At 53.2% G+C, this 26,846-nt stretch carries 22 protein-coding genes; 10 read left to right on the top strand and 12 right to left on the bottom strand.

The window, feature by feature from the left end; genetic code table 11:
* Window positions 1-959 precede the first annotated feature (959 nt).
* Both COMA1_RS07170 and COMA1_RS07165 read right to left on the bottom strand, forming a co-directional pair.
* Complete coding sequence (locus tag COMA1_RS07170; RefSeq protein ID WP_090745826.1) at window positions 960-1,211, bottom strand: DUF2934 domain-containing protein; 252 nt, start codon at window positions 1,209-1,211, stop codon at window positions 960-962.
* A 111-nt stretch (window positions 1,212-1,322) separates the two neighbouring features.
* Window positions 1,323-2,774, bottom strand: a complete 1,452-nt coding sequence (locus COMA1_RS07165; RefSeq protein ID WP_218055319.1) for an esterase-like activity of phytase family protein — start codon at window positions 2,772-2,774, stop codon at window positions 1,323-1,325.
* A gap of 494 nt (window positions 2,775-3,268) precedes the next feature.
* Between COMA1_RS07165 and ppk1 the strand changes: the two genes are divergently transcribed.
* Both ppk1 and COMA1_RS07155 read left to right on the top strand, forming a co-directional pair.
* On the top strand, window positions 3,269-5,407 hold the full coding sequence (gene ppk1 / locus COMA1_RS07160; RefSeq protein ID WP_090745823.1) for a polyphosphate kinase 1: 2,139 nt from the start codon (window positions 3,269-3,271) through the stop codon (window positions 5,405-5,407).
* Window positions 5,408-5,433: 26 nt separating this feature from the next.
* The gene (locus COMA1_RS07155) at window positions 5,434-7,212 is read left to right on the top strand and encodes a magnesium transporter CorA family protein (RefSeq protein WP_176697908.1); all 1,779 of its coding nucleotides are present in this window, start codon (window positions 5,434-5,436) and stop codon (window positions 7,210-7,212) included.
* Between the two features lie 73 nt (window positions 7,213-7,285).
* Here COMA1_RS07155 and COMA1_RS07150 read toward each other — a convergent pair whose 3' ends face one another.
* Entirely contained in the window at window positions 7,286-8,371 is a 1,086-nt protein-coding gene (locus COMA1_RS07150) for a hypothetical protein (protein WP_090745821.1), read from the bottom strand.
* Between the two features lie 452 nt (window positions 8,372-8,823).
* Window positions 8,824-9,801, bottom strand: a complete 978-nt coding sequence (locus COMA1_RS07145; protein ID WP_090745818.1) for a deoxyhypusine synthase family protein — start codon at window positions 9,799-9,801, stop codon at window positions 8,824-8,826.
* A gap of 535 nt (window positions 9,802-10,336) precedes the next feature.
* On the opposite strand from COMA1_RS07145, the gene COMA1_RS07140 reads away from it, so the two are divergent.
* From COMA1_RS07140 to COMA1_RS07105, 7 genes are all read left to right on the top strand, one after another.
* Window positions 10,337-10,909 carry a pyruvoyl-dependent arginine decarboxylase gene (locus COMA1_RS07140; RefSeq protein ID WP_176697907.1) on the top strand — a complete coding sequence of 191 codons (573 nt, stop codon included), beginning with the start codon at window positions 10,337-10,339 and terminating at the stop codon, window positions 10,907-10,909.
* Between the two features lie 820 nt (window positions 10,910-11,729).
* Window positions 11,730-13,745: a PhoX family protein gene (locus tag COMA1_RS07130; RefSeq protein WP_090745810.1), complete on the top strand. Its 2,016-nt coding sequence runs from the start codon at window positions 11,730-11,732 to the stop codon at window positions 13,743-13,745.
* Between the two features lie 102 nt (window positions 13,746-13,847).
* Window positions 13,848-14,234, top strand: a complete 387-nt coding sequence (locus COMA1_RS07125) for a DEAD/DEAH box helicase family protein (RefSeq protein WP_141654246.1) — start codon at window positions 13,848-13,850, stop codon at window positions 14,232-14,234.
* Window positions 14,235-14,368: 134 nt separating this feature from the next.
* The gene (locus COMA1_RS07120) at window positions 14,369-14,746 is read left to right on the top strand and encodes an ArsR/SmtB family transcription factor (RefSeq protein WP_090745803.1); all 378 of its coding nucleotides are present in this window, start codon (window positions 14,369-14,371) and stop codon (window positions 14,744-14,746) included.
* A complete protein-coding gene (locus COMA1_RS07115) occupies window positions 14,743-15,216 on the top strand; it encodes an ArsI/CadI family heavy metal resistance metalloenzyme (RefSeq protein ID WP_090745799.1) in 474 nt (157 codons plus the stop codon). Before COMA1_RS07120 ends, COMA1_RS07115 begins: the two co-directional genes overlap by 4 nt.
* Window positions 15,217-15,233: 17 nt before the next feature.
* On the top strand, window positions 15,234-16,331 hold the full coding sequence (gene arsB, locus COMA1_RS07110) for an ACR3 family arsenite efflux transporter (protein ID WP_090745796.1): 1,098 nt from the start codon (window positions 15,234-15,236) through the stop codon (window positions 16,329-16,331).
* Window positions 16,328-16,786, top strand: a complete 459-nt coding sequence (locus COMA1_RS07105; protein ID WP_090745793.1) for an arsenate reductase ArsC — start codon at window positions 16,328-16,330, stop codon at window positions 16,784-16,786. The genes arsB and COMA1_RS07105 overlap by 4 nt, the downstream gene beginning before the upstream one ends.
* Window positions 16,787-16,861: 75 nt before the next feature.
* Here the strand turns inward: COMA1_RS07105 and COMA1_RS07100 are convergent, their stop codons facing one another.
* The 7 genes from COMA1_RS07100 to COMA1_RS07070 form a co-directional block, all read right to left on the bottom strand.
* Window positions 16,862-17,572, bottom strand: coding sequence for a response regulator transcription factor (locus tag COMA1_RS07100; protein ID WP_090745790.1), 711 nt, complete (start codon window positions 17,570-17,572; stop codon window positions 16,862-16,864).
* 144 nt (window positions 17,573-17,716) lie between these two features.
* Window positions 17,717-18,391, bottom strand: a complete 675-nt coding sequence (gene phoU / locus COMA1_RS07095) for a phosphate signaling complex protein PhoU (RefSeq protein WP_090745787.1) — start codon at window positions 18,389-18,391, stop codon at window positions 17,717-17,719.
* A 7-nt stretch (window positions 18,392-18,398) separates the two neighbouring features.
* Window positions 18,399-19,199, bottom strand: coding sequence for a phosphate ABC transporter ATP-binding protein PstB (pstB, locus tag COMA1_RS07090; RefSeq protein WP_090746894.1), 801 nt, complete (start codon window positions 19,197-19,199; stop codon window positions 18,399-18,401).
* 58 nt (window positions 19,200-19,257) lie between these two features.
* Window positions 19,258-20,673 (bottom strand): phosphate ABC transporter permease PstA, encoded by a 1,416-nt coding sequence (gene pstA, locus COMA1_RS07085; protein ID WP_090745784.1) that lies wholly within the window; start codon window positions 20,671-20,673, stop codon window positions 19,258-19,260.
* A gap of 93 nt (window positions 20,674-20,766) precedes the next feature.
* Complete coding sequence (locus COMA1_RS07080; protein ID WP_090745781.1) at window positions 20,767-23,088, bottom strand: ABC transporter permease subunit; 2,322 nt, start codon at window positions 23,086-23,088, stop codon at window positions 20,767-20,769.
* Window positions 23,089-23,191: 103 nt separating this feature from the next.
* On the bottom strand, window positions 23,192-24,184 hold the full coding sequence (locus COMA1_RS07075) for a PstS family phosphate ABC transporter substrate-binding protein (protein WP_090745778.1): 993 nt from the start codon (window positions 24,182-24,184) through the stop codon (window positions 23,192-23,194).
* Between the two features lie 162 nt (window positions 24,185-24,346).
* Window positions 24,347-25,645 (bottom strand): porin, encoded by a 1,299-nt coding sequence (locus COMA1_RS07070; RefSeq protein ID WP_090745775.1) that lies wholly within the window; start codon window positions 25,643-25,645, stop codon window positions 24,347-24,349.
* A gap of 166 nt (window positions 25,646-25,811) precedes the next feature.
* On the opposite strand from COMA1_RS07070, the gene COMA1_RS07065 reads away from it, so the two are divergent.
* Entirely contained in the window at window positions 25,812-26,234 is a 423-nt protein-coding gene (locus COMA1_RS07065) for a hypothetical protein (RefSeq protein WP_090745772.1), read from the top strand.
* An 18-nt stretch (window positions 26,235-26,252) separates the two neighbouring features.
* Here the strand turns inward: COMA1_RS07065 and msrA are convergent, their stop codons facing one another.
* On the bottom strand, window positions 26,253-26,816 hold the full coding sequence (gene msrA, locus COMA1_RS07060) for a peptide-methionine (S)-S-oxide reductase MsrA (protein WP_090745768.1): 564 nt from the start codon (window positions 26,814-26,816) through the stop codon (window positions 26,253-26,255).
* Between the last annotated feature and the right edge of the window lie 30 nt (window positions 26,817-26,846).

Here is a 26,846-nt window from a genome sequence, read left to right as displayed (position 1 = left end):
CATTGCGCTTCACCTCCTTTCGGGTTGTGTGCGATAGCTCCGCAGAGTGCTCTGGCCGTCGCGTTCCACCATACATAGGGTGAGTCTACTTAGGACTTGTTTCCTTTTCGTTACAAACGTGGCAATTCTATGTGAAATTTAGGGGAAATCTGGAAAGAGAAGATCGAGTTTCCCTCAGGATGAACCTCGATTATTGCAGAACATAGCTCGGGCGAGGGAAGCCAACAAGGAAGAGAGCTAGGTCGTCGATGCAATCACTATTTGCCTTGTTCCGCATCCAGTCGCTTCAACAAGGCCTGTGCCTTTCGTCTTCCTTCACCGATTCGTGCGGCCCGCCGAATCTTTCTCGACCTTCGCCAACCTTGAAACGGTCTCCAAATGAGTGATCGACTTAGCTCATCCAGCACCTGCCCGCTTGAGAAGGCTGATGTGCGATACAGAGGAGTGCTGAAATTTTTGGGGACCATGGTTTCTGCCTCCTATGTGAAGGTGTAGACAGATGGACTGTGACATGTGGAGGTGATGCAGAGATTACGCGTCGGTCAACTCTTCGCCGACTCCTCACGTGGATCATTTGGGTACAATCAGTGTTGATATGCCGTATTGCTGGTGAAATATCAGCCCAACGAATTCAACGACCGAACAACCACGTGGTTGGGCACTTAATCTGGCTGTATTGATCGAGAACAATACGATTGAACGGAATCACATGAATCCTGGTCAAAAAGCTTGGACTGGATAGCACTCACAACCTCCCTATTCAAGGCCGATACCATACAATGGCTCATTCGCTTTGTCCGAGTAGGCACGGAGCGCCTACGTACATAAGGAACAAAGGGAATGGATGTATACGGGCTCATGAATCAAACTCGTGTCATATCGTGCTGCTCATGAACAGTTGTCCTTACACAACGCGGTAAAGATCCGAGCTGAGCAGTTGGTTGCCATGTGTGTCAGGGTTACACCGCAAAGGTGCGGTTCAGAATCTCACGTTCCGCATCCAGCCAATCTTGCTCCGCACAGCCCTCACGGCGACCTCGCTCCATGTACAGATAATAGGCCCGTACGGTAATGTGCGCGTGCAAATCGTTAAACACCTGGTGCTTCCGTGTCGCCACAGTTTCGGGCGATGAGTACTCCTCGACTTGACTCCCCTTGGAAATGACGGGTGTGTTCTTTGTTCGACGTTTTGAAGGTTGGGCTTTCATCATCGACCTCCTGTGGAAAGGGAGTAATGTCTGCAGTCTCGTTTCTGGAAATGATCGTGGAGGCTGCCATTAGAGCACCCTCTTGAGTAATGGAGAATACGACACCACCTGCTGTTACTCTTCCCGTCGCTCGTCATCGTCATTCTTCTCGTCCTCCCTGTCTTTGTTCGGATGTGCGGAGCGGATGAAGTTGCCTAAATCGTCCGCTGATACCCTGTAGGCATGAAGAACAGCGGGGAGGAGTTTGTAGCTACCATCGTTAGGCAGGTCGAACATCACATCGATGTGACCATCGGCGATGAGATCCGCTGTTGAAAAGCATCCTGTGAGCAAACCGAGCGGACACTGAATCGATCCCGCAAATGGATCAGCATCAGTGAAGCGAAAGTATACATCGAACTGCTGATCGCTGCCGTTCTGAGTCACGCTGTAGTCGTTGTCGGTGCCGCTCACCATCACATAATTGCCGTCTTTCAAGCGCGGACCAATGGCCAACCCTTCCCATTTTTCCGGCACCTTGTTTCCAAGTTCAAGAAGAGTGTCGGCTGCGAGGTCCAGGAATGGGATAGGGTTCTTGATGACCTTTCCTGCGGGACAACTGACAGAGGGAAATGGCGGCGAAGGAGGACTAAAATCAACAGCTCCCGTGATGTCGATGCGGTAGAGCTTCTTGTTGGGAGGTGAAAGCTCCGCGCCGACTCCTATTCCCCTGTTATTGCGTTCCAATACAAGAAACTCATGATCATTCATTGCGACAAGAGCCGAAATGCCTCGACCCTGGCTGGCTCCTTCCATCTGGTAGGCATACTGAGCGACCGCCGTACCGGTCTCGGTACTGAACTTGATGATTCGATTGCACACACCATTGCCGCCACCCTCGTCGAGCATGGCGCTTTGCAGCATGGCATAAAGATAGTTTCCGTCCGGACTAATCGCGAGCCCTTCGAAACCGCGGTTCGTGCGCTTGCCTTTCGTATTCCCCGTATCGCCGGCAAAGTTGGGCATGCCGGCATCGTTGCGAGGGATTAAATTGGTCGGCATGGCAAATGCTCTTATACGAATCCCTTTGTCGTTGAATTGGTAGACGCTCGGCCCATACTCGTCCGACACATAGAAATTATGGTTGTGGGGTCCGATGACGAATCCCTCCGGATCGAAGGCATGGCCGAGGGCGTTCGTCGGGCTCGGTGCTAACCCGTTCATAGGGCCGCCGGCCTCATCTTTGAAGATGATCGTCTTGAGAATCTTAAACCCACTAATGGCGCCAGTGTTCTTGTCGACTTTCAGACGAAACTGCTGTACGCGGGTCTCGTAGTCAAGGAATCCTCCACCCGGACCTCGGTCTGAGAGTCCCCACCAGTGATTGCGCTGCGAATCATAGTAGATATCCGAGAAATATCCGACGCGACCTGTATTCGGCGTACTCCCACCGCTGAGGTCCAGCATCGCACCGTCAAGTGCTAGCCCATTCACAAACTCCGGCAAGGCGAAGACGTCCGAAGCTGAGATCGTACAGAGAAGGCTTAGGCTCATGGCGATAGCTGCCGGACCTATCGATGCCATCATCACCTCCACGCTATGGTTACAGTGCAATATGCTCGTTTAATAAGAGATGAATGCGGTTCTCACTAAGAGCGACTGTACCGCTTGCGATCCTCTTATACGCCTGCTTGATTACAGTGAGGTTTCAGAGCGGTAAATTTTCGTTAATCGAGTCTGTTAGTTACTCTAGTGCCCAGATCGCTGACCAGGAGTAACCTTGCTTCTTACAATCCAGATCCGGCCTGTCGCAGGAAGATTCACTGAGAGGCAGCTGACTAGGGGCATACAGCCTTGGCGGCATCGCTGATACCAAGATAGATAAAATAGAGGCACGGCATACATTGGTGAAGAACAGAATCATAATGTTACAGTTTTGTAACCTGCTCGCAACGGAGCTGTGATCGAAGGTAGGATACAGTTATCAGCTTTATTTGACGGACAAGGTCCTCGACCGATCGAGACTATGGGCCGAGAAGATGAAGAGAGCATACCGCAGTCCGTATTTGTGAAGGAGTTGCATGATCAATCAGTCTGCCAAGCCGGGAGGGCCAGCCCCCGAACGATCAGAAGGGGTTGCCAAAACAAGTCTGTTTTTCAACCGCGAGATCAGCTGGCTGCAGTTCAATCTGCGAGTCTTGGAGGAGGCAGAAAACAAGCAGCATCCCCTTCTGGAGCGTGTCAAGTTTCTGACCATTTTCGCCACGAATCTGGACGAGTTCTTTATGATTCGCGTATCCGGTCTGCGTCGCCAAGTAGTGGCCGCAACAGGTGGTGCCACACCCGACGGCATGACACCGTCCGAGCAGATCTTAATGATCAACCGAGAGCTGGATCTACACTATGATCGGTATAACAAATGCTGGAAGGACGATATTCTGCCGGCCTTGCGAGACACAGGCATTCGTGTCCTTCATTACACGGAGTTAAGCCCGGAGGAGAAAGGGGCGATACGACAATACTTTCAGCGTGAGATCTCTCCCGTACTCACGCCTCTGGCCTTTGATCCAACCCATCCGTTCCCGCATATCTCAAATCTGAGTTTCAATCTTGCGGTGTTGGTCCAGCACCCGGAACGTGGTGATTGCTTTGCCCGTGTCAAAGTTCCGGACGCCTTTCCCCGACTCGTTCCTATTCCCACTGATGAAGATGTTGCCCTACAGCAATTGGGGTTGGGTAAACCGGGGAAGATGCAACGATTTGTTTGGCTGGATGAGGTCATCGCAAATAACTTGGGCGATCTGTTTCCCGGTCTGGAAGTGATTGCATCCTACCCGTTCCGTGTGACGCGAGATGCGGACGTCGCCATTGAGGAAGATGAGGCATCGGACCTCATCGAAGCCATGGAAGAACAGCTCGATCAACGGGATTTCACATCAGCCGTACGATTGGAATTGGATGCAACGACACCAGACCCTATCCGCGAGGTCTTGACCAGAAATCTTCAACTCCCACCGTACCTGGTCTACACCAATAATAGTCCGATCGGTATGGCGGGGCTTCGCGAACTGTATGCACTTGAACGTCCAGACCTCAAGGATCCTCCGTTTTTGCCATCCGTACCCTCCTCTTTCAGCAAATCCAGCAGCCTCTTGGCCGCAATCCGCCAACGAGATGTGCTCCTGTACCATCCTTACGACAGCTTTATGCCGGTCGTCGAGTTTCTCCGAGAAGCGGCAAACGACCCAGATGTGGTTGCCATAAAGCAGACCCTCTATCGCGTCAATCCGAAATCTCCCATTATTGATGCGCTCCTGGAAGCTCGTGTCAACGGCAAGCAAGTTGCAGTGCTGGTTGAGCTCAAGGCTCGCTTCGACGAGGAAAATAATATCGAATGGGCCCGGAAGCTTGAAGATGAAGGGGTGCACGTCGTGTATGGCGTACGAGGGCTCAAAACCCATGCGAAGGTCTGTCTCATTGTCCGTCGCGAACCGGAAGGCATTCGACGCTACGTTCATCTCGGCACAGGAAACTATAACGTGATCACCAGTCGCATCTATACTGATGCGAGCTACTTCACGTGCGATGAAGCGATCTGCAGTGACGTATCCGATCTCTTCAACTCCTTGACCGGCTACTCTCGTAAGAACTCCTATTCCAAGCTGCTCGTGGCGCCGACAATGCTGAGGCAAGAAATCCTTGCTCGAATCGCGCGTGAGACCAACCGCCACCGTCAATACGGCGACGGATATATCGTGTTCAAGATGAATGCATTGGTGGATACGCAGTGTATCCAGGCGCTCTACGACGCATCCCAAGCCGGCGTCAGGATTGATCTTCACGTGCGAGGTATTTGTTGTCTCCGACCAGGTCTTCCAGGGATCAGTGAGACCATTACCGTGACATCGGTCGTTGGACGATTCCTGGAGCACGCGCGGATCTATTATTTCCACAACGGTGGTCACAAGGAAGTATTGATGGGGAGTGCGGATCTGATGCCTCGCAACCTGGATCACCGAGTGGAAGTCATCTTCCCTATTGAGGATCCTCAGTGGCGTGAGGTCGTTATCAATGAGATTCTCGGTATTGGACTACGGGACACTATGCAGGCCAGACGGTTACTCGTGGACGGGACCTACGAACATGTACAGCCTGCCACGGGGGAAGTCTCCCTGAATTCTCAGCAGTGGCTTTTAGATCATTGGAAGCCCCGACCATGACGAGCCGCATATAGTTCGAGATATCCATGACCATTGATCTCGCAGCGAAGCCTCCGCTGCCAAGGCCATTCGTCGAACAGTCGCCGCAATCCGAGGAGAGTGCGTTGGGCGATCTTGCCTCTCACGGCCATGACCGCATAGTCAAACATTTCCGACAGGTCGTCCTATGGCCGCTCCAATTGATGCCGATACATGAGGATCTTCCCATTCAGAAACATTGTGATTTCCTTCAGTCGAATGAATTCAATGCGCTTTGGCGTGAAGTCGAGGACGAATTTACCGGAGACCCCTCGCAGTTCCAGGAACGGCACTATAGTGAATTCATTACTTTTCTGCCCTCTGTCCAACGTTTTCTCTATGGCGAGGGCACCGGTCGCGGGCCAGACATCAATCAGGAGTCACCCATTCGTGTATTCCGTCGCAGCGATGTGGCAAAGGTCCGAATGACCTACCCCGATGCTGGTACCCAGACAATCATCTTCGATGTGGCACATATCGATTTATATTTTTTCTACGATATCGATATCGTCATCCTGGCCATGGAGATCTTTGCAGACCACCTTCCGCTGACATGTGTAGAGGACACCCTGCTTCGTTTTGCCAGAGGATATCCCACGTACTGGGAAGATGAAGGTCACGGTGGTCATTGCCTCAAGAAGGTCGACTGGCTGGCCAAAGATGGGACGGTGTTGGCATCCTCAGACTACGAAGATAAGATGAAATATCTCTCCTTTGCCTGTCGGTACCGGGCGCCGTGTATCGCCTCGCACTGGGAATTTCTCCTGACTCCGCTGGTGCTCCATCATTCGGGTAAAGTCGGCCTCATTCGCTATCGACAGATCGAATCTCATCTACTGCCGTTGATGGCCTATTTGGCAATCGACAATCCGGCGCTGCTCACCCGAGAGGACTTTATTCGGCTGGGGTTGGCTGCCCCGCCCGATTCATCAGATTCTTTTCCATACTCTGAACACGACCGCCATGACCATGAAAAACGCTGCTTCTATGATCGCTACTGGAAAAGAGACCGTGTACCCCCAGGAACCCGCTTCATCTGTAGCGGACGAGTCTTTACGGAAGTGACCGGTTGCAGTGACTCCTTGTCAGCCAGCCGAAAAACGGGACTTGAACAGTTTCGGCACGAGTATTTTGTGCTCTTTTTGATCTCCCATTTTCATAAAGCCGCCATGCTCATGCTGTCTGATCGTCTGGTCGATGCACTCAACCGATTACAGCCCGACAACTTGGAATCGATCAGGCACTTCCGGGAGATGACACGACAGATACTCGGCGTATTCCTTCGTTTCACCCATCGATACTGGTTTCAGGATGTCTCGGAGCACACTCAGGTGAGGGAATTGTTTCGCATGACGAATAAGCATCTTGGAACTGCCCGGTTATACACGGAGGTTCGAGAAGCCATCGAAGATATGAGTCAGTATTTAGATAGTGATGTGCTACGACGGCAAGGCGAGACGATGGTGCGCCTGACCGTCGTGACGACGGTTGGCTTGATCGGCATGGCGACGACAGGCTTTCTTGGCATGAATCTCATCGCTGAAGCCGATGCGCCACTGGTGAGAAAACTTTTCATTTTTTTGTCGGTTCTGATCCCAACAACGGCCGTCACTCTGTATACGATCCTCAAATCCAGACGTCTTTCCGAATTCCTAGAGAAGATGTCGGATGAGCACGCCTTGGTGAAAAGCAAGTTCTTAGCATTTCTTGATGTATGGAGGACCAAGCATGATCGGTGGATTGGATCGATGAAGGACAGGAAGAGATGGACCCCGAGAACGGACTGAGTGGCTCTTTTTGCGTGCATCTACTCTCAGACTAACGCGGCGCTCCCTTGGATTTCTTCATGATTGATCCCGTCTAGAATAATGATACGGCGATGGAAAGCGCGATCAAAATGATGATAATCCATTCCATCACCTCCATACGTCTAGTAGCGGCGCGGTCAGACATCTTGCCGTAGATGCTTTCCAGCGTTTCCAGCTTACGAAGGATGCTGGCGTCCCATTCCTCTAAGTGAAAGCGCTGTGAGACGAGGCGATATACCCGAGCAAGATACTGGTCCCCCAGCAGCTTCAAGGTGTTGGTGACGCGCTCGAAGATCAGCGCACTGTCGACCTGCAACTCTGCGATGTGCGTCAGATCTTTTTCATATGAGCCGGGCAAGGACAGGAGGCGCGGCCTTCGAGACAACGCTTCATATCCTTCGTCGAGGGCTCGATCGAGTTGTTCATCCAGGATGCGCATCTCCAACAGTTCGACGTTGGCGAATTCCAGGACGGCACGGACGTCGTCCATCTCCTTTCCAAACAGAACCGCCGAATGCCAATCAATGACGGCCGCGTCTTCTTGTCCGAACGAGATCCGGCACGACACTGCGTCCACCACTTCCTGATCGGAGAACGGTGTCCGCTCAGCCCGCAGAACCTGGGCCAAGTCCGTCTCATTGCTGTTCCATACCGGTGGTGTCTCCGGTACGGAAGACTCAATCGAGAAAATAATGTAGTCCTCTACGTCCGCGGCAATGGCCGGTCGCTCGATGGCTGAGCCTAACGCCTGGACCAACTGCTCTACGCGGATGTGCGACTCGGTCAGCAACCGTTCATTCTCGTACAGAGACTCACTGAGTTCCAACAGCTGCGTGAACGGTCCATTGATGGGAATACGATACGTGATGGTGACGGATCCGAAATCATACACCATGACTTCGATCGTGGGGCTGACCTGATACTGACCGACATCAAAGACGTTCCCTTCCTGAATGAGCCGGAGCGGAGCCGGCCGATATTCAAAGTACTGCGGGGCCCTGGTCTTATGCCGCAGGTGACTGCGTTCGGTGCCTGCGAGGGTGCGCCGCTCCGCTTCCGTCAAGTTGATGGAGAGTCCGATGTCATAAGCGAACAGGGCAAAGCACGTTCCCTTGGTAATGGTGACATGTTCCAGCATGGTCATTCCTTGCACACTACCATTGTAACAATTTGACGGCTTGTGTTCCGGCAACCATGCTTGACTAGACGCTGACATACCCTTTGACGATCCTTTGCGACAGGATTATCTGAAACGGCTTATTGAACCTTCTCTCGCCTTATCATCCATGAACATGACCACCAAGGAGACTATCGCGGCTCGATTTACCGTGCTAGCTTCAAATCGCCTCTCAATTTCGGCGCGACGAAGTCGTCATTGTCTATCTGCCCACTGAACTATTCACGCTTTACTTGTGAACATCGAGAGACTCGTCGCAACGCGGCACTACCCCATCAGAGCAGAAGTCGAACGCTAAGAGCAACAATGATCATGCAGATATTGCATGACAAATAGGAGGCAGCTCATGGCAGCATTCCATACATTCCCCACCACCCGCGACGGGAACGCACACATTCCTTAAACGCGGCAGTTTACCAACCGAGAACATATGCGAAAATCAATGGAGCAACGATGGTGGCGTCGGACTCAACAATGAATTTTGGGGTCTCTACACCCAGCTTTCCCCAGGTAATCTTTTCATTCGGGACCGCTCCGGAATACGACCCATAGCTCGTGGTTGAATCGCCGATTTGACAAAAATACCCCCAGAGCGGCACCTGTTCTCTGCGGAGATCCTGGCTCAGCATCGGCACCACACAGATGGGAAAATCACCGGCAATCCCGCCACCGATTTGAAAAAATCCGATCGAATTGGCCTGTACTGTTTTCAGATACCACTCGGCCAAATGCATCATGTATTCGACCCCCGATCGTACCGTGTGCACGTTTTCAATGGTTCCCGTGATGCAATGTGCCGCATACATATTGCCCAAGGTCGAATCTTCCCACCCTGGAACAAACAGCGGGAGATTCTGTTCTGCCGCTGCACACATCCAACTGTCGGCTGGATCTATCTGATAGTGCTCCTTCAGCGCGCCGTTGACCAAGAGCTTATAGAGGAACTCATGGGGGAAGGCTTTGGCACTCGCGTGATCCGCGGCTGCCCATTCGCTCGCAACCGCCGCTTCAATGCGTCGCATCGCCTCCGCTTCTGGAATGCAGGTATCAGTCACACGATTCAGATGTCTATGCAGGAGGTTTTGTTCGTCCTGGACGCTCAATTCCCGATAATGTGGAATTCGCTCATAATGTTTCTGGGCCACCAGGTTGAACAAGTCTTCTTCCAGATTGGCTCCGGTACAGCAGATTGCATGAACCTTGTCACGTCGGATCATCTCAGCCAGTGATACGCCCAACCCCGCTGTACTCATTGCACCCGCCAATGTCACCAGCATTGTGCCACCTCGATCCAAGTGAGCTCTGTAGGCATGGGCCGCATCTTTCATCGCCGCCGCATTGAAATGCCGATAGTGATGGTCTATGAATTGCGAAATGGAAGTCGGTTTCATGGTCAACTCCTGTTTTCAAGATTCTGCCGCTACGCTTCCGCAGAACACATCTCGCACACATGCAATCACACCTGTATGTACTGACAGCCGGCTCGGTTTTGAATGTGTGTTGAAACGAAGCCCAGTCCGGAGAATCATAAAGTCTAATTTTAAAACAGGGCACTTTACAGATCTGTTACGGGCGTGTGAACGCACAGTAAAACTTTAGGAGTTGGCAAGGGGATCGCCTACTCTTCTTGACGCTCGGGATGTGTAGGCCGAGTCCATATTAGCCAATGGAATTCAGACGTTCTGAGCCGGTCATATACCGTAGGGTGGCGTGGGATATTGCAGACTGACGCATCAGAGCGTCCGTACAGCGTACAGAAAAATTACCCGGAAGATCTTGCGAAGCATACTTCCATCTTGCTACAAGAAGTGCCCGATACTGTCGTGAATCTGGTCGGGCCTGTGTCCTGACCGGCCACCTCGGAACTTACGGCACTCAAACAACCGACCAACCAACAAGAACGGACAATTGCCGGACGAAAGGAAAATGATGGTACCTACGCACATGTTTCTCACACGAGGAGTCGGCGTTCACAAGGAAAAGCTGACCTCTTTCGAGGAAGCCCTACGCAGCGCCGGGGTAGAATACTGCAACCTGGTCAGTGTGTCGTCGATCCTTCCACCGCACTGTAAGATCATCCCTCGGAAGCAAGGAGAGAAACTGCTGAAGCCCGGAGAAATTACGTTTTGTGTGATGGCTCGATCTGAAACCAATGAACGGAACCAGTTGGTTTCAGCTTCAGTCGGAGTGGCCAAGCCCACCGATCACGGCACTTACGGGTATCTTTCTGAACATCATGCCCACGGTGAGACGGATGAGGAGACAGGGGAATACACGGAAGACCTCGCTGCGCAGATGCTGGCCACGACATTAGGTGTCGAGTTCGATCCCAATGTCGCCTGGAAAGAGCGGGAACAGGTGTTCAAGATGGGTGGGAAGATCGTCCAGACATTGAATATGACCCAGTCGGCCGTCGGGAAAAAGGGCAAGTGGACCACGGTCATCGCGCTGGCCGTGTTTATCCCACCGGAAAACGTCCAGGCTCGTCCTCGCCGGTAAATATCATGCTTCTCGCCTAGACGGGGACACCTCTTGTGAGTTAATCCACAATTAACACAGGTGCAACGTCCCCGGAATGAACCGATGATAGCCTGTTGCTCATGCCTTCAAGAAAACGCTCAAAGCATCGGCTATCCATCGGCCAATTCTGGAGGAGCCTCACGAGAGTAGGGGACTTCAGGCGGGTTGCGGCAAAGACTATCAAGCAACTTCCTGATACCAGTCGAATTCCCTGGTTTTCAGCAACCAGTAAGACCGGTGCGAATAACTAACCACGTCATGTCCCTCTCAGTGAACCAGCGCCATGCTAATTGGCCATCCATGCAGACGTAGGCTACATAACCCATGAGTTTCGGAATGCGGAAGGCCAAGAGGAAGTACGCTGCCTGCAGAGATAAATCCCTGCTCATTTTTCAAGCAATGTCCCGGCTCTTGACCGGCGCTCCCCCTTCCCGGGTCATTTTCCTGCTGGGACTCACACAAGATCGTGGAACGATCCAAACAAGGATCAATCTTAGAAGTGCGCTGATTCCGTTTCAGGATGAGTAGTTGTACAAAATCCTGTGTACGGGTGAGCTATCCCAACTAAAGAATTTCTTTCTCGTGGCCTAACAGAATCCCCGACCGCCTACCTGCCAGTCTGGCAGCCCCACTCACGATTACGGCATTCCCTTCAGCCCGACGATGAGTTTTTACATGATCGTTACTCGCCATTGACCGCCTTGTAACGGGTCGATGCGAGAGTCCCATGCGAATGCAGAACCAACACCCTTGTGTGTCAATGAGACGCTCATCCGAACTTGCTATAGGAGGAAGATCCATGTCGATGATCGATGATGACAACGTGAGTAATACCTCGGGCAATGAACACTTCCAAAACATTGTGAATGCGCGTTTGTCTCGCCGCAGTTTTTTGACAGGTGGATTTGCGGCAGCAGCCGCTGCATCGCTTGGTGGAGTAGAAACGCTCTTACGGGTAGTGCCGGCGGCGGCACAGGAGACGGAAGAAGCTGAGGATACAGAGACCAAGAGGGGCGGACGCAACGGGCGCCGGCCTGTATTGGGATTCGACAGCGTCTCGGTTTCAACAGCCGACGACGTGGTCGTGCCGAAAGGCTACACTGCCGAAGTGTTGATCGCTTGGGGCGATCCGATCTCCAACGGCCCGGCATTCAAACAGGATGCGAGCAATACCGCAGCCGACCAAGCACGGCAGTGGGGCATGCACAATGATGGGTTGGTGTATTTTCCCATTGTGGGGTCTCAACGTGGTCTCATCGTGCAAAACAATGAATACACCGATGATGGTCTCCTGTTCCCAGACGGCGTGAATAACTGGACTCAAGAGAAAACCAACAAGTCGCTCAATGCCCACGGTGTCTCCGTCATTGAAGTCACGAAGCGGACGGGGTTCCCGTGGGACTGGAAACGTCGGCGCGGTAAATGGGATGTCGTTCGCCCCTCTCCTTTTGCCCGTCGCATCACCGGCATGACACCGATCGAGATCGGCGGACCGGCTGCCGGCGATGTTCGGTTGATCACGAGCGAAGATCCGACTGGACGTCGGGTGCTTGGCACGCTCAATAACTGTGCGATGGGCTTCACGCCCTGGGGCACCTATCTAGCCTGCGAGGAAAATTTCAACGGATACTTCAGGAAGAACGGAGCCCAGACCAATCTTGAGAAGCGCTACGGCATTACAGCGGCGGGCTTCGGCTACCTCTGGCACACGACCGATAAGCGGTTCCGTGTTGACGAGGAACCCAATGAGCCGAACCGATTCGGCTGGGTGGTGGAAATCGACCCGTTCCGCCCGCACTCCACTCCTGTGAAACGCACGGCGCTCGGCCGCTTAAAGCATGAGGGAGCGTGGGTCCAGGAAGCACGGAACGGTAAGATCGTCGTATATATGGGAGACGACGAACGAAATGAATATATCTACCGCTATGTGTCAAACCTACCTTGGAAACAGGCTCGGGCCCAGGGGATCAATCCGCTCGACGATGGGACTCTTTACGTCGCGAAGTTCCATGCGGAAGGCGCGGGCGAATGGTTGCCCCTGACGACGGATAATCCCCGATTGGCAGGTTGGTCGCTCAATGACATTCTCATCAATACACGCGGCGCGGCGGATGCGGCCGGTGCGACCATGATGGATCGGCCGGAATGGATCGATACGTTCCCTAAAGACCTCACCGCCATTGCCACCTTGACCAACAACAGCCGGCGCGGAACAACTCCACCATCCGTTAATAGTCCTGACGGGAGCACCAGCGCCGGCTCAGCGCGACCTCCGGTGGATGCAACGAATCCTCGCACCGCAAACAATTACGGACACATCATCCGTTGGTATTACCGCCAGGACTGGACGGAACCAACGTTCGGCTGGGATATCTTTGCCCTCGGCGGTGATCCAGCAAACCCAGCGCACGGTTCAACGGTCTTCGGTGACAAATACGGTTCGCCTGACGGTATTTACGTGGATCGAAGCGGTCTGATCTGGATTCAGACCGATGTCTCGACCTCAACGATTAATGCTGGTGCCTACGCGGGATTCGGCAATAATCAGATGCTGGCGGCTGATCCGGAAACGAGAGAGACTCGTCGTTTTCTGGTGGGACCCAATCAGTGCGAAATCACCGGTGTCATGATGACGCCGGATTGTCGGACCATGTTCGTCGGCATTCAGCATCCGGGCGAACGACCCGATGATCAACCGGGGGACCCGCTTAATCCTAAGCAGTTCAGCTCCTGGCCTGACGGTCCAGACGGCGGTCGGCCTCGCTCGGCTTTGATTGTCGTGACGAAGGATGATGGTGGACCAATCGGGAGTTAAGGGATGAGCCTTCTTCCCCAGTTCAACCGCTCGTGCGGGGTCGACTGAATATGAGACGGCCCCGCACAGCATCGGCTACACGCAGTCGGCAATCAACCGCGAGTGTCACCTCTTTCTGATCCACCGGTGGCGTTTCACCGAATGTTGTTGGTCAACGATCTATTCAAGTATGTGGGGAAGATTGCAAATCTGGATGTCGGTTGTTCCATCCGATTCGACCGATCACATGATCCGGAGGAACTGATTGGCTTCATGACGAATTATATTATGCTGGAATACCGGAATTCTCCGCAGCTCACCTGCCCCATTGGTGAAGAACCGCACGACCAGATGGTTTGGCTTCAGATAAGAATTATTGTCCGCACCAGTTGTAAGAGGAACGCCTGTACGGCACTCGATTGTTCCGAGTCTTCGCTAGGCTCACGTGACAACGACCGGTTTGATCCTGAGTCGAACCCTCTGGATCAGCCCGATGCAAATGGCATGTGAGTGTTCACATTCCGCAGCGGTGTTTGCGGCAGCTTCGCCGCTTGTGCCGGCGACGTTCTCGGCTCATCATAATTGAGCGAACAGGCATAGGCCTTGGACTTGACAATATTTAATTAGTCTATTAGTCTGGACATATGGATACTAATGATGCGGTGGTCGCTTTTGGCGCACTGTCACAGGAAACCAGGTTACGGGTGTTCCGCTTGCTCGTGGAGCATGGGAGGGATGGTGCAGCCGCCGGAGTTCTCAGTGAGACTCTCGGCATTCCACATAACACGCTGTCCTTTCATCTAGCGCAGATGAGCCACGCCGGTTTGGTCCTCTCACGGCGGGAAGGACGCTCTATTATTTACCGGGCGAATTTTGAGTTTTTCACCGACCTCATTCGCTACATGGTGAAGGATTGTTGCCGCATGGAGTTCGCCAGTATCCGCGAAGATAAAAAGCGGGGCTGTTCCGTGATTGAAATGCCAACCTGTTGCACACCTAGCAGAAAGGAGAAGACCTCATGAAACGCCTACATATCCATATCGGTGTGGACAATATTGAGCAAGCCATCTCCTTCTACAGTGCCCTCTTTGGCAGTGCTCCGGTAAAGACGAAAGCTGACTATGCAAAGTGGCTGATCGATGACCCGCGCGTCAATTTTGCGATTTCGACCCGGTCCGGCAAGAAGGGCGTGGACCATCTTGGGATTCAAGTTGATGACACGAGCGAGCTAGATGAAGTGCGCGGACGGATAAAAAGCGCAGCCTTACCCGCGTTTGATGAAGGAGAAACCGTCTGCTGTTATGCCAAGTCCGACAAAACATGGGTGCGAGACCCAGCGGGACTGGCATGGGAAACCTACCGGACAATGGAAGATGTGCAAATTTATGGAACAAATCCGGTCATGACCGAAAGTGCCTGCTGTACACCGGAAACGATGGGGACACCCAACTGCTGCGAGCCTTCTGAAAAGTCCGCCGGGTGCTGTGGTTGATGAAAGCGATATAGCTTATGGACACCGCTCTTGCGACAATTCTTCCCACTCAAGCCAATACGAAGCGGCTGAACCTGTTTGAACGCTATCTGACGGTCTGGGTAGGGCTGTGCATGGTAGCCGGAATGATCCTCGGCCAGTCCGCTCCGGCTGCTGTGCAGCTCCTGCGCAGCATGGAGTTTGGTGAGGGCAGCCACGTCAATTTCCCTATCGCCGTCCTGATCTGGCTGATGATCATCCCGATGATGATGAAGGTGGATTTTGCCGCCGTGCGCAATGTCGGCAAGCGGCCACGCGGGTTGCTAGTGACGCTGGTTGTCAACTGGATAGTCAAACCGCTTTCGATGGCCTTCTTGGCGTGGTTATTCTTCCGCTTTGTGTTTTCCACATGGATAGCGGCCGCAGATGCCGACCAATATATTGCAGGGGCGATTATTCTCGCAGCGGCTCCCTGCACGGCGATGGTATTTGTGTGGAGTTACCTCACCGACGGCGACCCGGCATACACGCTGGTACAAGTGTCCGTCAACGACCTCATCATGCTGGTGCTGTTTGCACCGCTGGTGGCGTTTCTCGTGAATGGCGCATCATCGCTGCACGTGCCCTATGAAGTGCTGCTCTATTCGGTGCTGGCCTTCATCGTGATTCCGTTGACTATCGGCCTGTTGCTCCGGCAATGGTTGATCCGCAACCACGGAAAAGATTGGTTTGAACTGACCTTCCTTCCGCGTTTTTCCCCTGTCACTACTATCGCCCTGCTCGCGACACTGGTGCTTATCTTTTCGTTTCAGGCCGACAATATCAGCGGCAAAGGGTGGCATGTGGCGTTGATTGCCGTCCCGCTTCTCTTACAGGTGTATTTCAATGCCTCCCTGACCTACGGATTGATGAAATGGCTGAAGGTACCCTATGCGGTGGCCGCACCCGGCGCTCTCATTGGTGCCAGCAACTTCTTTGAACTTGCGGTTGCAACCGCGATCGCGCTCTTTGGTGCTGAATCCGGAGCCGCGCTGGTCACCGTGGTCGGAGTCTTGGTCGAAGTGCCCGTTATGCTGTCGGTGTGCGCGGCTTGCAACAGAACAAGAGACTGGTTCCCGCCGGATGCCGCACGATGAAACCGAACGTGCTCTTTCTCTGCACGGGTAATTCCTGTCGCAGCCAAATGGCAGAGGGCTGGCTGCGCCACTTCGCGGGCGATCGCTTTGTGGCTCTAAGTGCTGGGACCAATCCGGTCGGGGTGAACCCGCTGGCCGTCGAGGTGATGCAGGAGGTGGGAATCGATATTTCCAACCAGCAGTCGAAGCACATCGCGGAATTTCAGAGACGACGACTTCACTACGTCATTACGGTGTGTGATCATGCCCAGGCATCCTGCCCAACCGAGCCACGAGGAGACGTCAGACTACATTGGAGTTTTGATGATCCTGCCCATGCACAAGGTTCCGTTCTTGAACGCGTGCAAGTCTTCCGGCGAGTACGGGATGAGATCGGCAAGCAAATCCATGGGTGGTTGCAAAAGGCTGATCAATTGTCGGAGCCCAGCTCAGTATCTACGCCATATGTGACCTGAACACAGGAATAGAAGCCAGGTTCATCGAAGAAGGGCGGTGCATGCCGTGGTTGTCGTCCAAAACAACAGAACCATCTACTGTGGCGGAACATGGTCCAACAGTTTGTACCCAAGTGTCTTGACCGAAACGATCGCGTCATTGAGCAACGGGACCTTCACTTTCAATCGGCGAATATGGACGTCGACGGTTCGCGTCGTCCCATAGTAATCGTATCCCCACACTTCATTGAGAAGCATCTCGCGCGTCAGTACGCGCCCAGGATGACGCAACAGATATTCCAACAGCCCGAACTCTTTCGCCGTGAGCAGCACTTCTGTCCCGTTTACCCTCACTTCGTGTCGTGTGAGATCAATCGTGAGCGGGCCATACGTTCCGGAGGTTGGCTTTTGATCGGTAGTCCGTTCCAATCGGCGAAAGAGTGATTTGATCCGTGCGACGAGGGTCTTCGGGCTGAACGGCTTCGTCACATAATCATCGGCACCCAGCTCAAGCCCAACGATCGTGTCCGACTCTTCGGCTTTGGCCGTCAGCATGATGATCGGCAGCATCGCGGTATTGGGAACAGAACGCAGCCGTTTACATACCTCAAGACCATCTAGCTCAGGGAGCATGAGATCGAGGACGACCAGATCGGGTTTGTCCTCTTTGACTTTCTTGATTGCCTCGAACCCGGTGCCTGCCGTGGTCGTTCGAAATCCCTCTTTCTCCAAGTAATGTGTGACAAGCTGCCCAATCTCCGGCTCGTCCTCAACAACCAGGATTTTCTTATGCGTAAGGTTACCCATTCGTCGAACCTGCGGGTAATGGAATGAAGAGAGGGTCAACCCAACAGCGTGCCTTGCGACCTATTCTGTGTTCGTCTGTGGAAAGCCATAGGAGTTGCCGGGCGAGACACTTCCGTACCGGCGCCTACAACGGCATCGACACCATCAGCGCTCTGAAATTGCCGGTGTTGATGTATGCCGAATGATCTTGCCTTCCACCAGATACACGACGAGCTCAGCTATATTCGTCGCATGATCCCCCACCCGCTCGAGAGACTTGGCGATAAAGCTCAACCGAATGGCACGAGAAATCGTATGCGGATTCTCCATCATGAAAGAGAGCAGTTCACGAAACAACTGTTCCATGAGATCATCGACGAAGTCATCATCCATGATCACTTTCCTGGCCAGCTTGGCGTCTTCCTTGACGAAGGCATCGATACTGTCCTTTACCATCACCCGGGCCAGATTCCCCATCCGTGGGATATCAATGTAGGGCTTGAGTTGCGGCTCTTCATTCAGCTCTATCGCCCGCTCACAGATGCTCTCCGCCAGGTCGCTGATTCGTTCGAGCTCGGTGGATAGTTTCATGGCCGTCGTGACCAACCGTAGATCACGCGCCGCTGGCTGATGGAGCGCCAACAACTCGATACAGGCTTCGTCGATCTCTACATCCAACGCGTTCACCTTGTGGTCCCGCTCGATCACACGACAGGCCAAAGCCGAATCTCGGTTGACCAAGGCGGTCAAGGCTTTGTCGATTTGATCTTCCGCCAAGCCGGCCATACGGGCCAGTTTCGTCTTTAACTCGGCAAGTTCCTCGTCGAAATGTCGTTGCATCATAGCCTCACCCGAATCGTCCGGTGATATAGTCTTCGGTCTGTTTGTTCGACGGATTCGTGAATAACTGCTTGGTACGACCGAACTCGATCAGTCGGCCAAGATACATGAAGGCAGTACAATCGGATACTCGAGCAGCCTGTTGCATATTGTGCGTCACGATGACGACGGTCAACTCCTTCTTCAGCGAAAACAGTAGTTCTTCAATGATCCCTGTAGCGATCGGATCGAGCGCCGAACAGGGCTCATCCATCAGGAGAACATCCGGTTTGACGGCGAGCGCCCGTGCGATACAGAGTCGTTGCTGCTGACCGCCGGACAGCCCGAGTGCACTCTTGTGGAGCCGGTCCTTCACCTCTTCCCAGAGGCCTGCCCCTCGGAGACTGCGCTCGACGATCTCGTCCAACACCGCCCTGTTCTTCAAACCTTGCAAGCGTGGCCCGTATGCGACATTTTCATGGATCGATTTAGGGAAGGGATTGGATTTTTGAAAGACCATTCCCACCCGCTTTCGAAGGTCGGTAATATCGATAAGCGGGTTAAAAATATCCATGTTATCGATAAGGATATTCCCTTCATGCCGCGCCCCTTCGATCAGATCGTTCAATCGGTTCATGCATCGGAGCAACGTGGACTTCCCGCATCCGGACGGCCCAATAAACGCCGTCACTTGGTGTTCAGGAATCTCCATGTCGACTTTAAACAGGGCTTGGACGAGGCCATAATAAAAGTTAAAGCCCTCTACCCGGAGCTTCGGTTTGCCCGAAATGCCGGGCTGAGACTGTAGGGTAGAATCAGGATAGTCCATGCTCTCGATCTCCAATGAGGAAACAGCCGGGGGAATAGTCCGGACACTGGACTCCACATCATACTGCTGATCCAGCATATTTCCTCCTCATCCGATTGCGCAAGACGATTCCGGTCAAATTCAGCGCCACCACAACGAGAATCAACACCAACGTCGTCACATAGACCATGGGCTTGGCCGCTTCGACGTTCGGCGATTGAAACCCCACGTCATAGATATGAAACCCCAAGTGCATGAACTTCCGGTCTAAATGCAAAAACGGCCATACCCAGTCGATCGGCAGGGCCGGCGCCAGTTTCACCACACCGGTCAACATCAAGGGAGCGACCTCTCCTGCCGCACGGGCCATGGCAAGGATCAACCCGGTCAGGATTCCAGGAAGCGCGGTGGGAAGCACGACTTTCCATATGGTTTCCCATTTGGTTGCACCCAAGCCAATCGACCCCTCGCGGTACTCCCGTGGCACAGCCGCCAGCCCCTCCTCCGTCGCGACAATCACGACGGGAACGGTTAAAAGCGCCAATGTGAGAGAGGCCCAGAGAATACCTCCAGTGCCGAAGGTCGGAGTCGGCAGCCGGTCGGAAAACCACAGCGCGTCGATCGTCCCACCGACACCGTACACGAAAAACCCTAACCCGAATACCCCGAAGACGATGGAAGGAACTCCGGCGAGATTGTTGACGGCAATGCGGACGGTCCTCACGATGACACCCTGGCGGGCATATTCTCTGAGATACAAGGCCCCGATCACGCCGAATGGGGTCACTATGAGGCTCATGATCAGTACCATCATCACGGTGCCGAAAATGGCCGGGAAGATTCCGCCCTCCGTGTTGGCCTCTCGTGGTTCCGTGGTCAAGATCATCCAGACGTTGCCGCCGTAGACCCACAGCTTTTCCCACGTTGAGAGATTGTTGGGGCGTAAGACCCGCACAACTTGGCTCAGTCCGATGGACTTTTCTCTCCCATTGGCATCGGCCACGAGTACTGTGTAGAGACTCTCTACTTCACTTCCTTCCGCCTGCCGAATCAGAGCCGGAAGTGACTGCCAAACCGCTTCCGCCCCTTCAGCTACGGACTGGTCTTCCTTGGTAATCGTCAGGAGACGTCCATAGAAATTCCCCCATTCACACCGCTCCACCATGACGAGATCAGATGGCTGACCTCGCTCGGTGATCTGATCGGTATTGATCCATCGATAGTCTAATCCATACAGATCCCGATTCCCGATCTTCACTCTGATACGGGGAATCCCTTTAGGACCGATTTCCTCTCCAGCCAATTGACCGATCACATGTTTGCCGTCCTTGAGGGTCAATTCGATCAAGTCAGCCGGCCAGAAATACCCGAATCCGTTCATAAGGATAAGAGCAAGGAGTCCTCCGATCATCAGAAGCGATAAAGACAACCCTGCCCCACAGCCCCAAATGAAGAGCTCCCCGCTTGCCATGAATTGTCTGACCCACTGTTTCATTGAATCACTCGTTCACCGGCAAGGCCGGATCTACGCACGACACCTGGCTTCTTTTGACTCATCTCGACTCGCATCTTTTGACCACTTCTATGTCTAGAACTGACTATACTTCTCCCTAAGCCGCTGTCGAACAAGCTCCGCGACTGTGTTGAGTAGAAAGGTTGCGATAAAGAGGAGCAATCCCGCAAGAAAGAGTGTGCGGTACAGGGTACCTCCGTGCGGTGCCTCAGGAATTTCCACAGCAATATTCGCAGAAAGCGTTCGAAAGCCGTTGAACAAGCTCCAGTCCATGATCGGAGTATTCCCTGTCGCCATCAGGACAATCATGGTCTCTCCAACCGCTCGACCGAGTCCAATCATAAGGGCCGAAAAAATTCCCGGACTGGCTGAGATGAGGACGAGATAAATCAGTGTTTGCCAGCGCGTCGCCCCAAGCGCCAAGGAGCCAGCGATCAGATTCTTGGGAACATTGGTTAGCGCCTCTTCCGAAATACTGTAGATGATGGGAATGATAGCGAACCCCATGGCAACACCAACGACAATGGCATTGCGCTGATCATAATTCAGGCCCAGGTGGGCCTGAAGCCACGGCTTATAATGGCCATCAAACAGGAAAGACTCCCACCAGCCATTCGTCGCCAAACATCCTCCAACCACCGCGATGATGACAGGCATCATGAGAAATGCTTCGACGCCAGGCCGAATTCGATGCCGAAGGGACGCGGGCAGCATGAGAAAGAGTCCGGCGGAAATGGCAACGGCAAAGGGAGTCACCAAGACCATCCCTGTCATGGCGGGAAAGTTCCGCTCGAGCACCGGCGCGAACCAGAGCCCTGCCAGGAATCCAAGGACCACCGTTGGAAGCGCTGCCATGATTTCAATGATCGGCTTGATCTTGGCTCGATAATCCGGATGCATGAACATGGAAGTGTAGATGGCGGCTAATACTGCCAACGGCACCGCGAGAAGAACCGCATAAAATGTACCCTTCACTGTCCCAAAGATCAACGGTGTCAAGCTAAACTTGGCCTCGAAGTCGTCTGAACCACTGGAGGATTGCCATACCAGTTCCGGTCGTTCATAGCCCTCGTACATTACTGGAGAAAACAAGGTCGCTAGGGTGATTTCCGGATATGGATTCGCAATATGATAATGGAGCAAGTGATTATTTTCGCTCACACTGACCAGGCCATCAGCCTTAGGCGAAAAATAGGTACTGCGCAGCGCCCCCTGTTTAGGAGCCAACGTGAGTAGCGTCTGTGCAGACGTCGAGTGGTGCAGCCGAATTTCTCCTTCTGCATCCGTGGTGATGAATCCCTTATCACGTTGTGAGATCGTGATATCCGTCACGGCACTTAGATGAGAAGTGAACCGATGGACCGCCGTCATCTTGGTCTGGTTTGTTCCTGGATGCTCCCGCACAGGCATCCAGACGACTACCTGCCCGGCCGCATCACCAACCACGAGACTCCGGTCCCCCATCAGATATGCCAGCGCGGTAATAGCCTGGTCTTGTCCGGATGCCTGTGTCGTCTCAGCAAGAAGAGGCTTGGTAACATCCCGAAGATCAAAATGGTAGACCCTGCCGTCCGCCGTGCCGACAGCAAGAAGCTCTGCCCGGCTTGCAAGCGCGAGCGCCGTTACCCGACCGGAGATGTTGGGTGTCAGATCAACCTGCGTGGTCAACGCAGAGGTTGTTCCATCTGGGCGAGAGACGCTGTGGCTGATGGTCAGCCAGAGATGTTGATCTTGCAGTAGCGCAACAACACGTGCTTCGGACTCCGTGCTCTGATAGGCGAGTTTGGTAACGGCCTGTGGAGTCGGTGCCGCAGTAATGGGAGTCCCCATTTTGACTGATGGAGCGATCGACCGTTCTTGGTCGTGAAAGTCCTGCGTAAATTCGATTGTGACGGGGATGATGCGACTATCTCCCGTAGCGAGGGCAAGACTGTGCCCCTTCCCTAAGGCTCGTGCTAATGCGGTAACCGTTCCATCCGGAAGTAACCCACGCGATGGCACCTTGGAGATGGCAGCCATGCCTTCCCCGAGGAAGACAAACTCCAAGGAGTCATCCCGTAGCACATAGGCAAGCTCTTGATGTTCGTCAATACCGATGAGAGCTGAGGTTACTGGATGCTTGATCGGAGAAAGGGTAACCGGCTCGCTCAGAGTTGCCTGGGTCGGAAGGAAAAGCGGGATGACTTCCTTCACAAGAAAGACACACATCCCGAGAATGCAGAGGATAATGCTGACCCCGCCCGTCTTGATGATCAAGCGGGTGACTCCGTCAGTCAGTGACCTGATTTGGCGGCGGGTAAAAAGCTCCTCCAGAAGGGCCGGGGCCGACATGGGGCCCCGGCCTGGAGAGGACTCTCCTTGCGGCACCGGTACTGGCGTGAGCGGCGGCACATTCATGCGCTGACCTTAGCTTGTCTTTTCAACATTCCAACCTTGCACGTCTCACAAGATCGAGCGTAATCATGATCCCTTCGATCCACTCCGACAGCCGACTCCCAAATTATTCGACTTTTGGCAACTCTTTTTCGATCACAGACTGTGGAAGGGGGAAAAACCCATCCTTAATGACGACGGCTTGCCCTTCCTTGCTATAAATAAACTTGATGAATTCCTTCACAAGCGGATCAAGCGGTTTATTTGGCGCCTTGTTGACGTAGACCAACAGATGGCGCCACAGGGGATAGGACCCATTCATTGCATTGGTCTGTGTGGGAGCCACAAAGGGCGCTCCCTCTTTTTCGGCTAGCGGAAGAACCCGAACACCGGAGGTCAGGTAGCCGATCCCGCTATACCCAATGCCAGCTTGATCTTCTGTAATGCCTTGCACGACAGATGCTGACCCTGGCTGTTCCTTGACTTCATCCTTGTAATCCCCATTTTTTAAAGCAAACTCTTTAAAGAACCCATAGGTGCCGGATGCTGAATTACGACCATAAATGCTGATCGGTGAGGCCGCTACTTCGCCGGTAATTCCTAGTTGCCCCCACCGCTCAATGTTCTGCTGCGCCCCAAATCGACGAGTCTTGGAAAAGATCGCATCCACTTGCGCCATCGTGAGTCCTTGGACAGAATTATCCTTATTGACATACACTGCCAACGCATCGATGGCCACCGGGAAAGCCGTCGGTTTGTATCTGAATTTCCTCTCGAAGGAATCGACCTCCGTGCTTTTCATGGCTCGGGACATTGGTCCAAGCTGGGCCGTGCCTTCAATCAAAGCCGGTGGCGCGGTGCTGGAACCCTTACCTTCTATTTGAATCTTCACATTTGGATACTGTTTGCGAAATCCTTCCGCCCAGAGCGTCATCAGATTGTTGAGCGTATCTGAACCAATACTATTAACATTGCCGGTTACCCCAGTGACTTTCACATAGCCTTTTAAGGCCGGGTCCAACACGATCGCGTCATCGGCATAGACCGACGGGATAGCCGAAACAAGGGCTCCAAACAGGACGAAACAGGAGAGTCCAGACCTGGTGGTCGATATTTTCATAGCCAGTCCTTTCATGATCACGCACCTCTAGCTTCCAATACTCTATTCCAGTCTTATTGCGCTCAGATTACGTGAGTGTTACATGCGTGTTACATCAAGGGCATCGAGACTGAATTCTGCTTTTCCTTGAAGGGGCAAGCCCCAGCCTGCCCCTTCTTCTCACTAAAAGTTATATTGTAGCTGGGTCCGGACAATGTCGCCTTCGCGAATATTATAGGGCGCAGTCTGGGTGTCCGTGCGTCTGCTCCGCGCATAGGCGATCGTGAACTCTAACGATTTCGCGATTTGCCACTCCATTCCGATTTCCCACTCCCGAACGACATTGAAGGGTGAATTGGTCCGGTGCTTCTTTCCACCGCTGTATTCCTGGTACCGCACGTAGGGGATCAGGCTAGTCAACCAGGGTTTATTCACGTCCCACTTATACATTCCCTGTACATAGCCACCTTGAATGTCCCCCTCCTCTACTCGTGTTCGCGTTGCGTTCAATTGAGGACCATTGCCCCAATTCCACTCAGCTTGGAATCCGATTGGCTGCGGAAAGAGGATAAAATGTACACCGACTCGCTCGTCCAGAATGTTTCCGTTATTTTCCCGACCAATTGCGGGACCACCTGTGGTCAACGGCGTCGTCGCACCGACATTGAACGTTCCCCGGTATGCATCCACGCCGAACTGAATAATCTGCCCATAAGGCAATTCCATCGGATAGGTGGCATGCAGGACGACGTGTTTATTGTCATTGCGATCATTGATATTGATCGTCTGACCATTGTAAACCCCGACACCTAACATTCCGTAATCCCCGGACCCCTTGAGTCCAGAGTCGACCAGCTTTTTGAAGAGTTTTCTGGTCTCCTTCGGCGTGTAATAGATAAACATTCCAAGATCGCGCTCACCATTCACCGCACTATTGAGACCATCAGCTCGGTCGAACGTAAGTCGATTTTGACTGGACTGCAGATTTTCAAACCCAAACGGGACCTTTGATTGCCCGACACGAACACGCAATTCTTTTTCCTCAAAGAACAGGAAGGGTATTGGCATAAAGATATCGGCATAAGCATCGCGCAGTTGGGCAAAGTTATTGCTCCCATCTCCTGTCGTACCAGGCACCGCACCGGAAAAATCCGGCTGGATGTAGAACGAGAGCCAATCCGTGATATCGCCTGAAAAAACGAGGCGGACACGGCGGAAGGCAAAGCCGGTATTATCCCGAATAGTGTTATCGTACTCGCTCCGGATGGATTTATCTCCGGGCAGGTAGGTGTAGCGGGCTTGCACATACCCGCGGATGCTGATCTTGTCAAACCACTTCTTGATCGCCGCCTTCTCTGCAATGATCGCGTCGTCTCGCTCATGCTCAGCTTTCAGCTTGAGCCATTCCTCCTTCGTAATCTGGCCCTTCTCATACAGGAGATCTTCAACATTCGCCTGGGCTACAGTAGCCGTGAAGATCATTCCGAAACTCATCGCACACAAGACACTTACCAACCCCCATCTCTTCATTCATCGACCTCCCTCAGTTAATCATCTCCTGAACCGAGGGTGGATATAGATGATGAACGTTAAGATGATGCTACGGAGTTGTTACGCCCTTGTTAAATCCGCTACGATCTAGCCACGCATGGCACACGAAGACCAGAGCCCGACTGAACCGCCTCTGTGGTCAATCGGGATCGCGATGCTGATCATTCTGCTTGCTCCCATCATCTTGTATTCATTCGCTCCGGCCGGCCCTATTCGGATAGGCGACACCGTCTTTTCGGACGGCCAACAGCGCGCGCATCTCACCAAGCCGATTGCGTCCCTGCCCCCTCAACCCGATGAGACCTGTTTACTCGATCCCAACAGTCCATTGATCGTGCTCGAGAGTTCAACAGGTGACCCAGATGGTTTTATCAAAGCAGAAGTACAGGGGAGCCCGGCCCCAGAATGGCCGTTTTGTCCGGTGCATGCCGAAGTACGGCTCACCCTTCATCAAGTCTTTCAAAAACCGGCAGTATTGGGAACGGTGAGGGATACGCTGCTGAAATGGTTCGGCGAGTAGGAAATAGAATCGTTGGAGTTAGGTCTTGAGCCTCGCGGCAAATTGCTTGCGAAACTTCGCCACTTTTGGTCCCACCACGAATTGGCAGTACCCCTGAAGCGGGTTTCGGGCAAAATACCCCTGGTGGTAGGGTTCTGCCTCATACCATCGTGTCGCCGCAATAACCTGCGTCACGATAGGAGCCCTATGTAAACTTTCAGCTGTCACGGTCTTGATAACCCGCTCAGCCGTCTCTCGCTGGGCCGGGCTACGATAGAAGATCGCCGAACGGTATTGCGTGCCGATATCGTTGCCCTGTCGATTGAGCGTGGTGGGATCGTGAACCACAAAAAAGATGTTGAGAAGTTCTTGATACGAGATCACTGCCGGATTGAATGTGATGCGCACGGCTTCGGCATGACCGGTCTGTCCCCCACATACCGCTTCGTATGTCGGATTGTCCATGGCTCCACCGAGGTATCCGGATTCGACCGCCTCTACACCTTGCACCTGGTCATAGACAGCCTCAAGACACCAAAAACAGCCACCCGCGAGGATGGCGATATCCTTACCTGGTAAGCTCGATGATAGTTCGTCGCCCATGGTGTGATTCAGTCGAATGGTGTGCGGGAT

The sequence above is a fragment of the Candidatus Nitrospira nitrosa genome (genome assembly GCF_001458735.1).
In the GTDB taxonomy this organism is placed as follows: domain Bacteria; phylum Nitrospirota; class Nitrospiria; order Nitrospirales; family Nitrospiraceae; genus Nitrospira_D; species Nitrospira_D nitrosa.
The sequence above is the reverse complement of the archived record's forward strand: the minus strand, read 5'-3'. Positions and strand labels throughout refer to the sequence as shown.

Bases quoted from the DNA above. Each gene is read 5' to 3' on its own strand.
- msrA (WP_090745768.1), bottom strand. From the start codon at position 26,816: ATGGGCGACGAACTATCATCGAGCTTACCAGGTAAGGATATCGCCATC.
- COMA1_RS07115 (WP_090745799.1), top strand. From the start codon at position 14,743: ATGAAACGCCTACATATCCATATCGGTGTGGACAATATTGAGCAAGCC.
- pstA (WP_090745784.1), bottom strand. From the start codon at position 20,673: ATGAAACAGTGGGTCAGACAATTCATGGCAAGCGGGGAGCTCTTCATT.
- COMA1_RS07145 (WP_090745818.1), bottom strand. From the start codon at position 9,801: ATGAAACCGACTTCCATTTCGCAATTCATAGACCATCACTATCGGCAT.
- COMA1_RS07165 (WP_218055319.1), bottom strand. From the start codon at position 2,774: ATGATGGCATCGATAGGTCCGGCAGCTATCGCCATGAGCCTAAGCCTT.
- COMA1_RS07170 (WP_090745826.1), bottom strand. From the start codon at position 1,211: ATGATGAAAGCCCAACCTTCAAAACGTCGAACAAAGAACACACCCGTC.
- COMA1_RS07140 (WP_176697907.1), top strand. From the start codon at position 10,337: ATGATGGTACCTACGCACATGTTTCTCACACGAGGAGTCGGCGTTCAC.
- COMA1_RS07130 (WP_090745810.1), top strand. From the start codon at position 11,730: ATGTCGATGATCGATGATGACAACGTGAGTAATACCTCGGGCAATGAA.
- COMA1_RS07075 (WP_090745778.1), bottom strand. From the start codon at position 24,184: ATGAAAATATCGACCACCAGGTCTGGACTCTCCTGTTTCGTCCTGTTT.
- COMA1_RS07065 (WP_090745772.1), top strand. From the start codon at position 25,812: ATGGCACACGAAGACCAGAGCCCGACTGAACCGCCTCTGTGGTCAATC.
- ppk1 (WP_090745823.1), top strand. From the start codon at position 3,269: ATGATCAATCAGTCTGCCAAGCCGGGAGGGCCAGCCCCCGAACGATCA.
- pstB (WP_090746894.1), bottom strand. From the start codon at position 19,199: ATGGACTATCCTGATTCTACCCTACAGTCTCAGCCCGGCATTTCGGGC.
- COMA1_RS07120 (WP_090745803.1), top strand. From the start codon at position 14,369: ATGGATACTAATGATGCGGTGGTCGCTTTTGGCGCACTGTCACAGGAA.
- COMA1_RS07070 (WP_090745775.1), bottom strand. From the start codon at position 25,645: ATGATCTTCACGGCTACTGTAGCCCAGGCGAATGTTGAAGATCTCCTG.
- COMA1_RS07080 (WP_090745781.1), bottom strand. From the start codon at position 23,088: ATGAATGTGCCGCCGCTCACGCCAGTACCGGTGCCGCAAGGAGAGTCC.
- COMA1_RS07155 (WP_176697908.1), top strand. From the start codon at position 5,434: ATGACCATTGATCTCGCAGCGAAGCCTCCGCTGCCAAGGCCATTCGTC.
- COMA1_RS07150 (WP_090745821.1), bottom strand. From the start codon at position 8,371: ATGCTGGAACATGTCACCATTACCAAGGGAACGTGCTTTGCCCTGTTC.
- COMA1_RS07100 (WP_090745790.1), bottom strand. From the start codon at position 17,572: ATGGGTAACCTTACGCATAAGAAAATCCTGGTTGTTGAGGACGAGCCG.
- COMA1_RS07105 (WP_090745793.1), top strand. From the start codon at position 16,328: ATGAAACCGAACGTGCTCTTTCTCTGCACGGGTAATTCCTGTCGCAGC.
- arsB (WP_090745796.1), top strand. From the start codon at position 15,234: ATGGACACCGCTCTTGCGACAATTCTTCCCACTCAAGCCAATACGAAG.
- phoU (WP_090745787.1), bottom strand. From the start codon at position 18,391: ATGCAACGACATTTCGACGAGGAACTTGCCGAGTTAAAGACGAAACTG.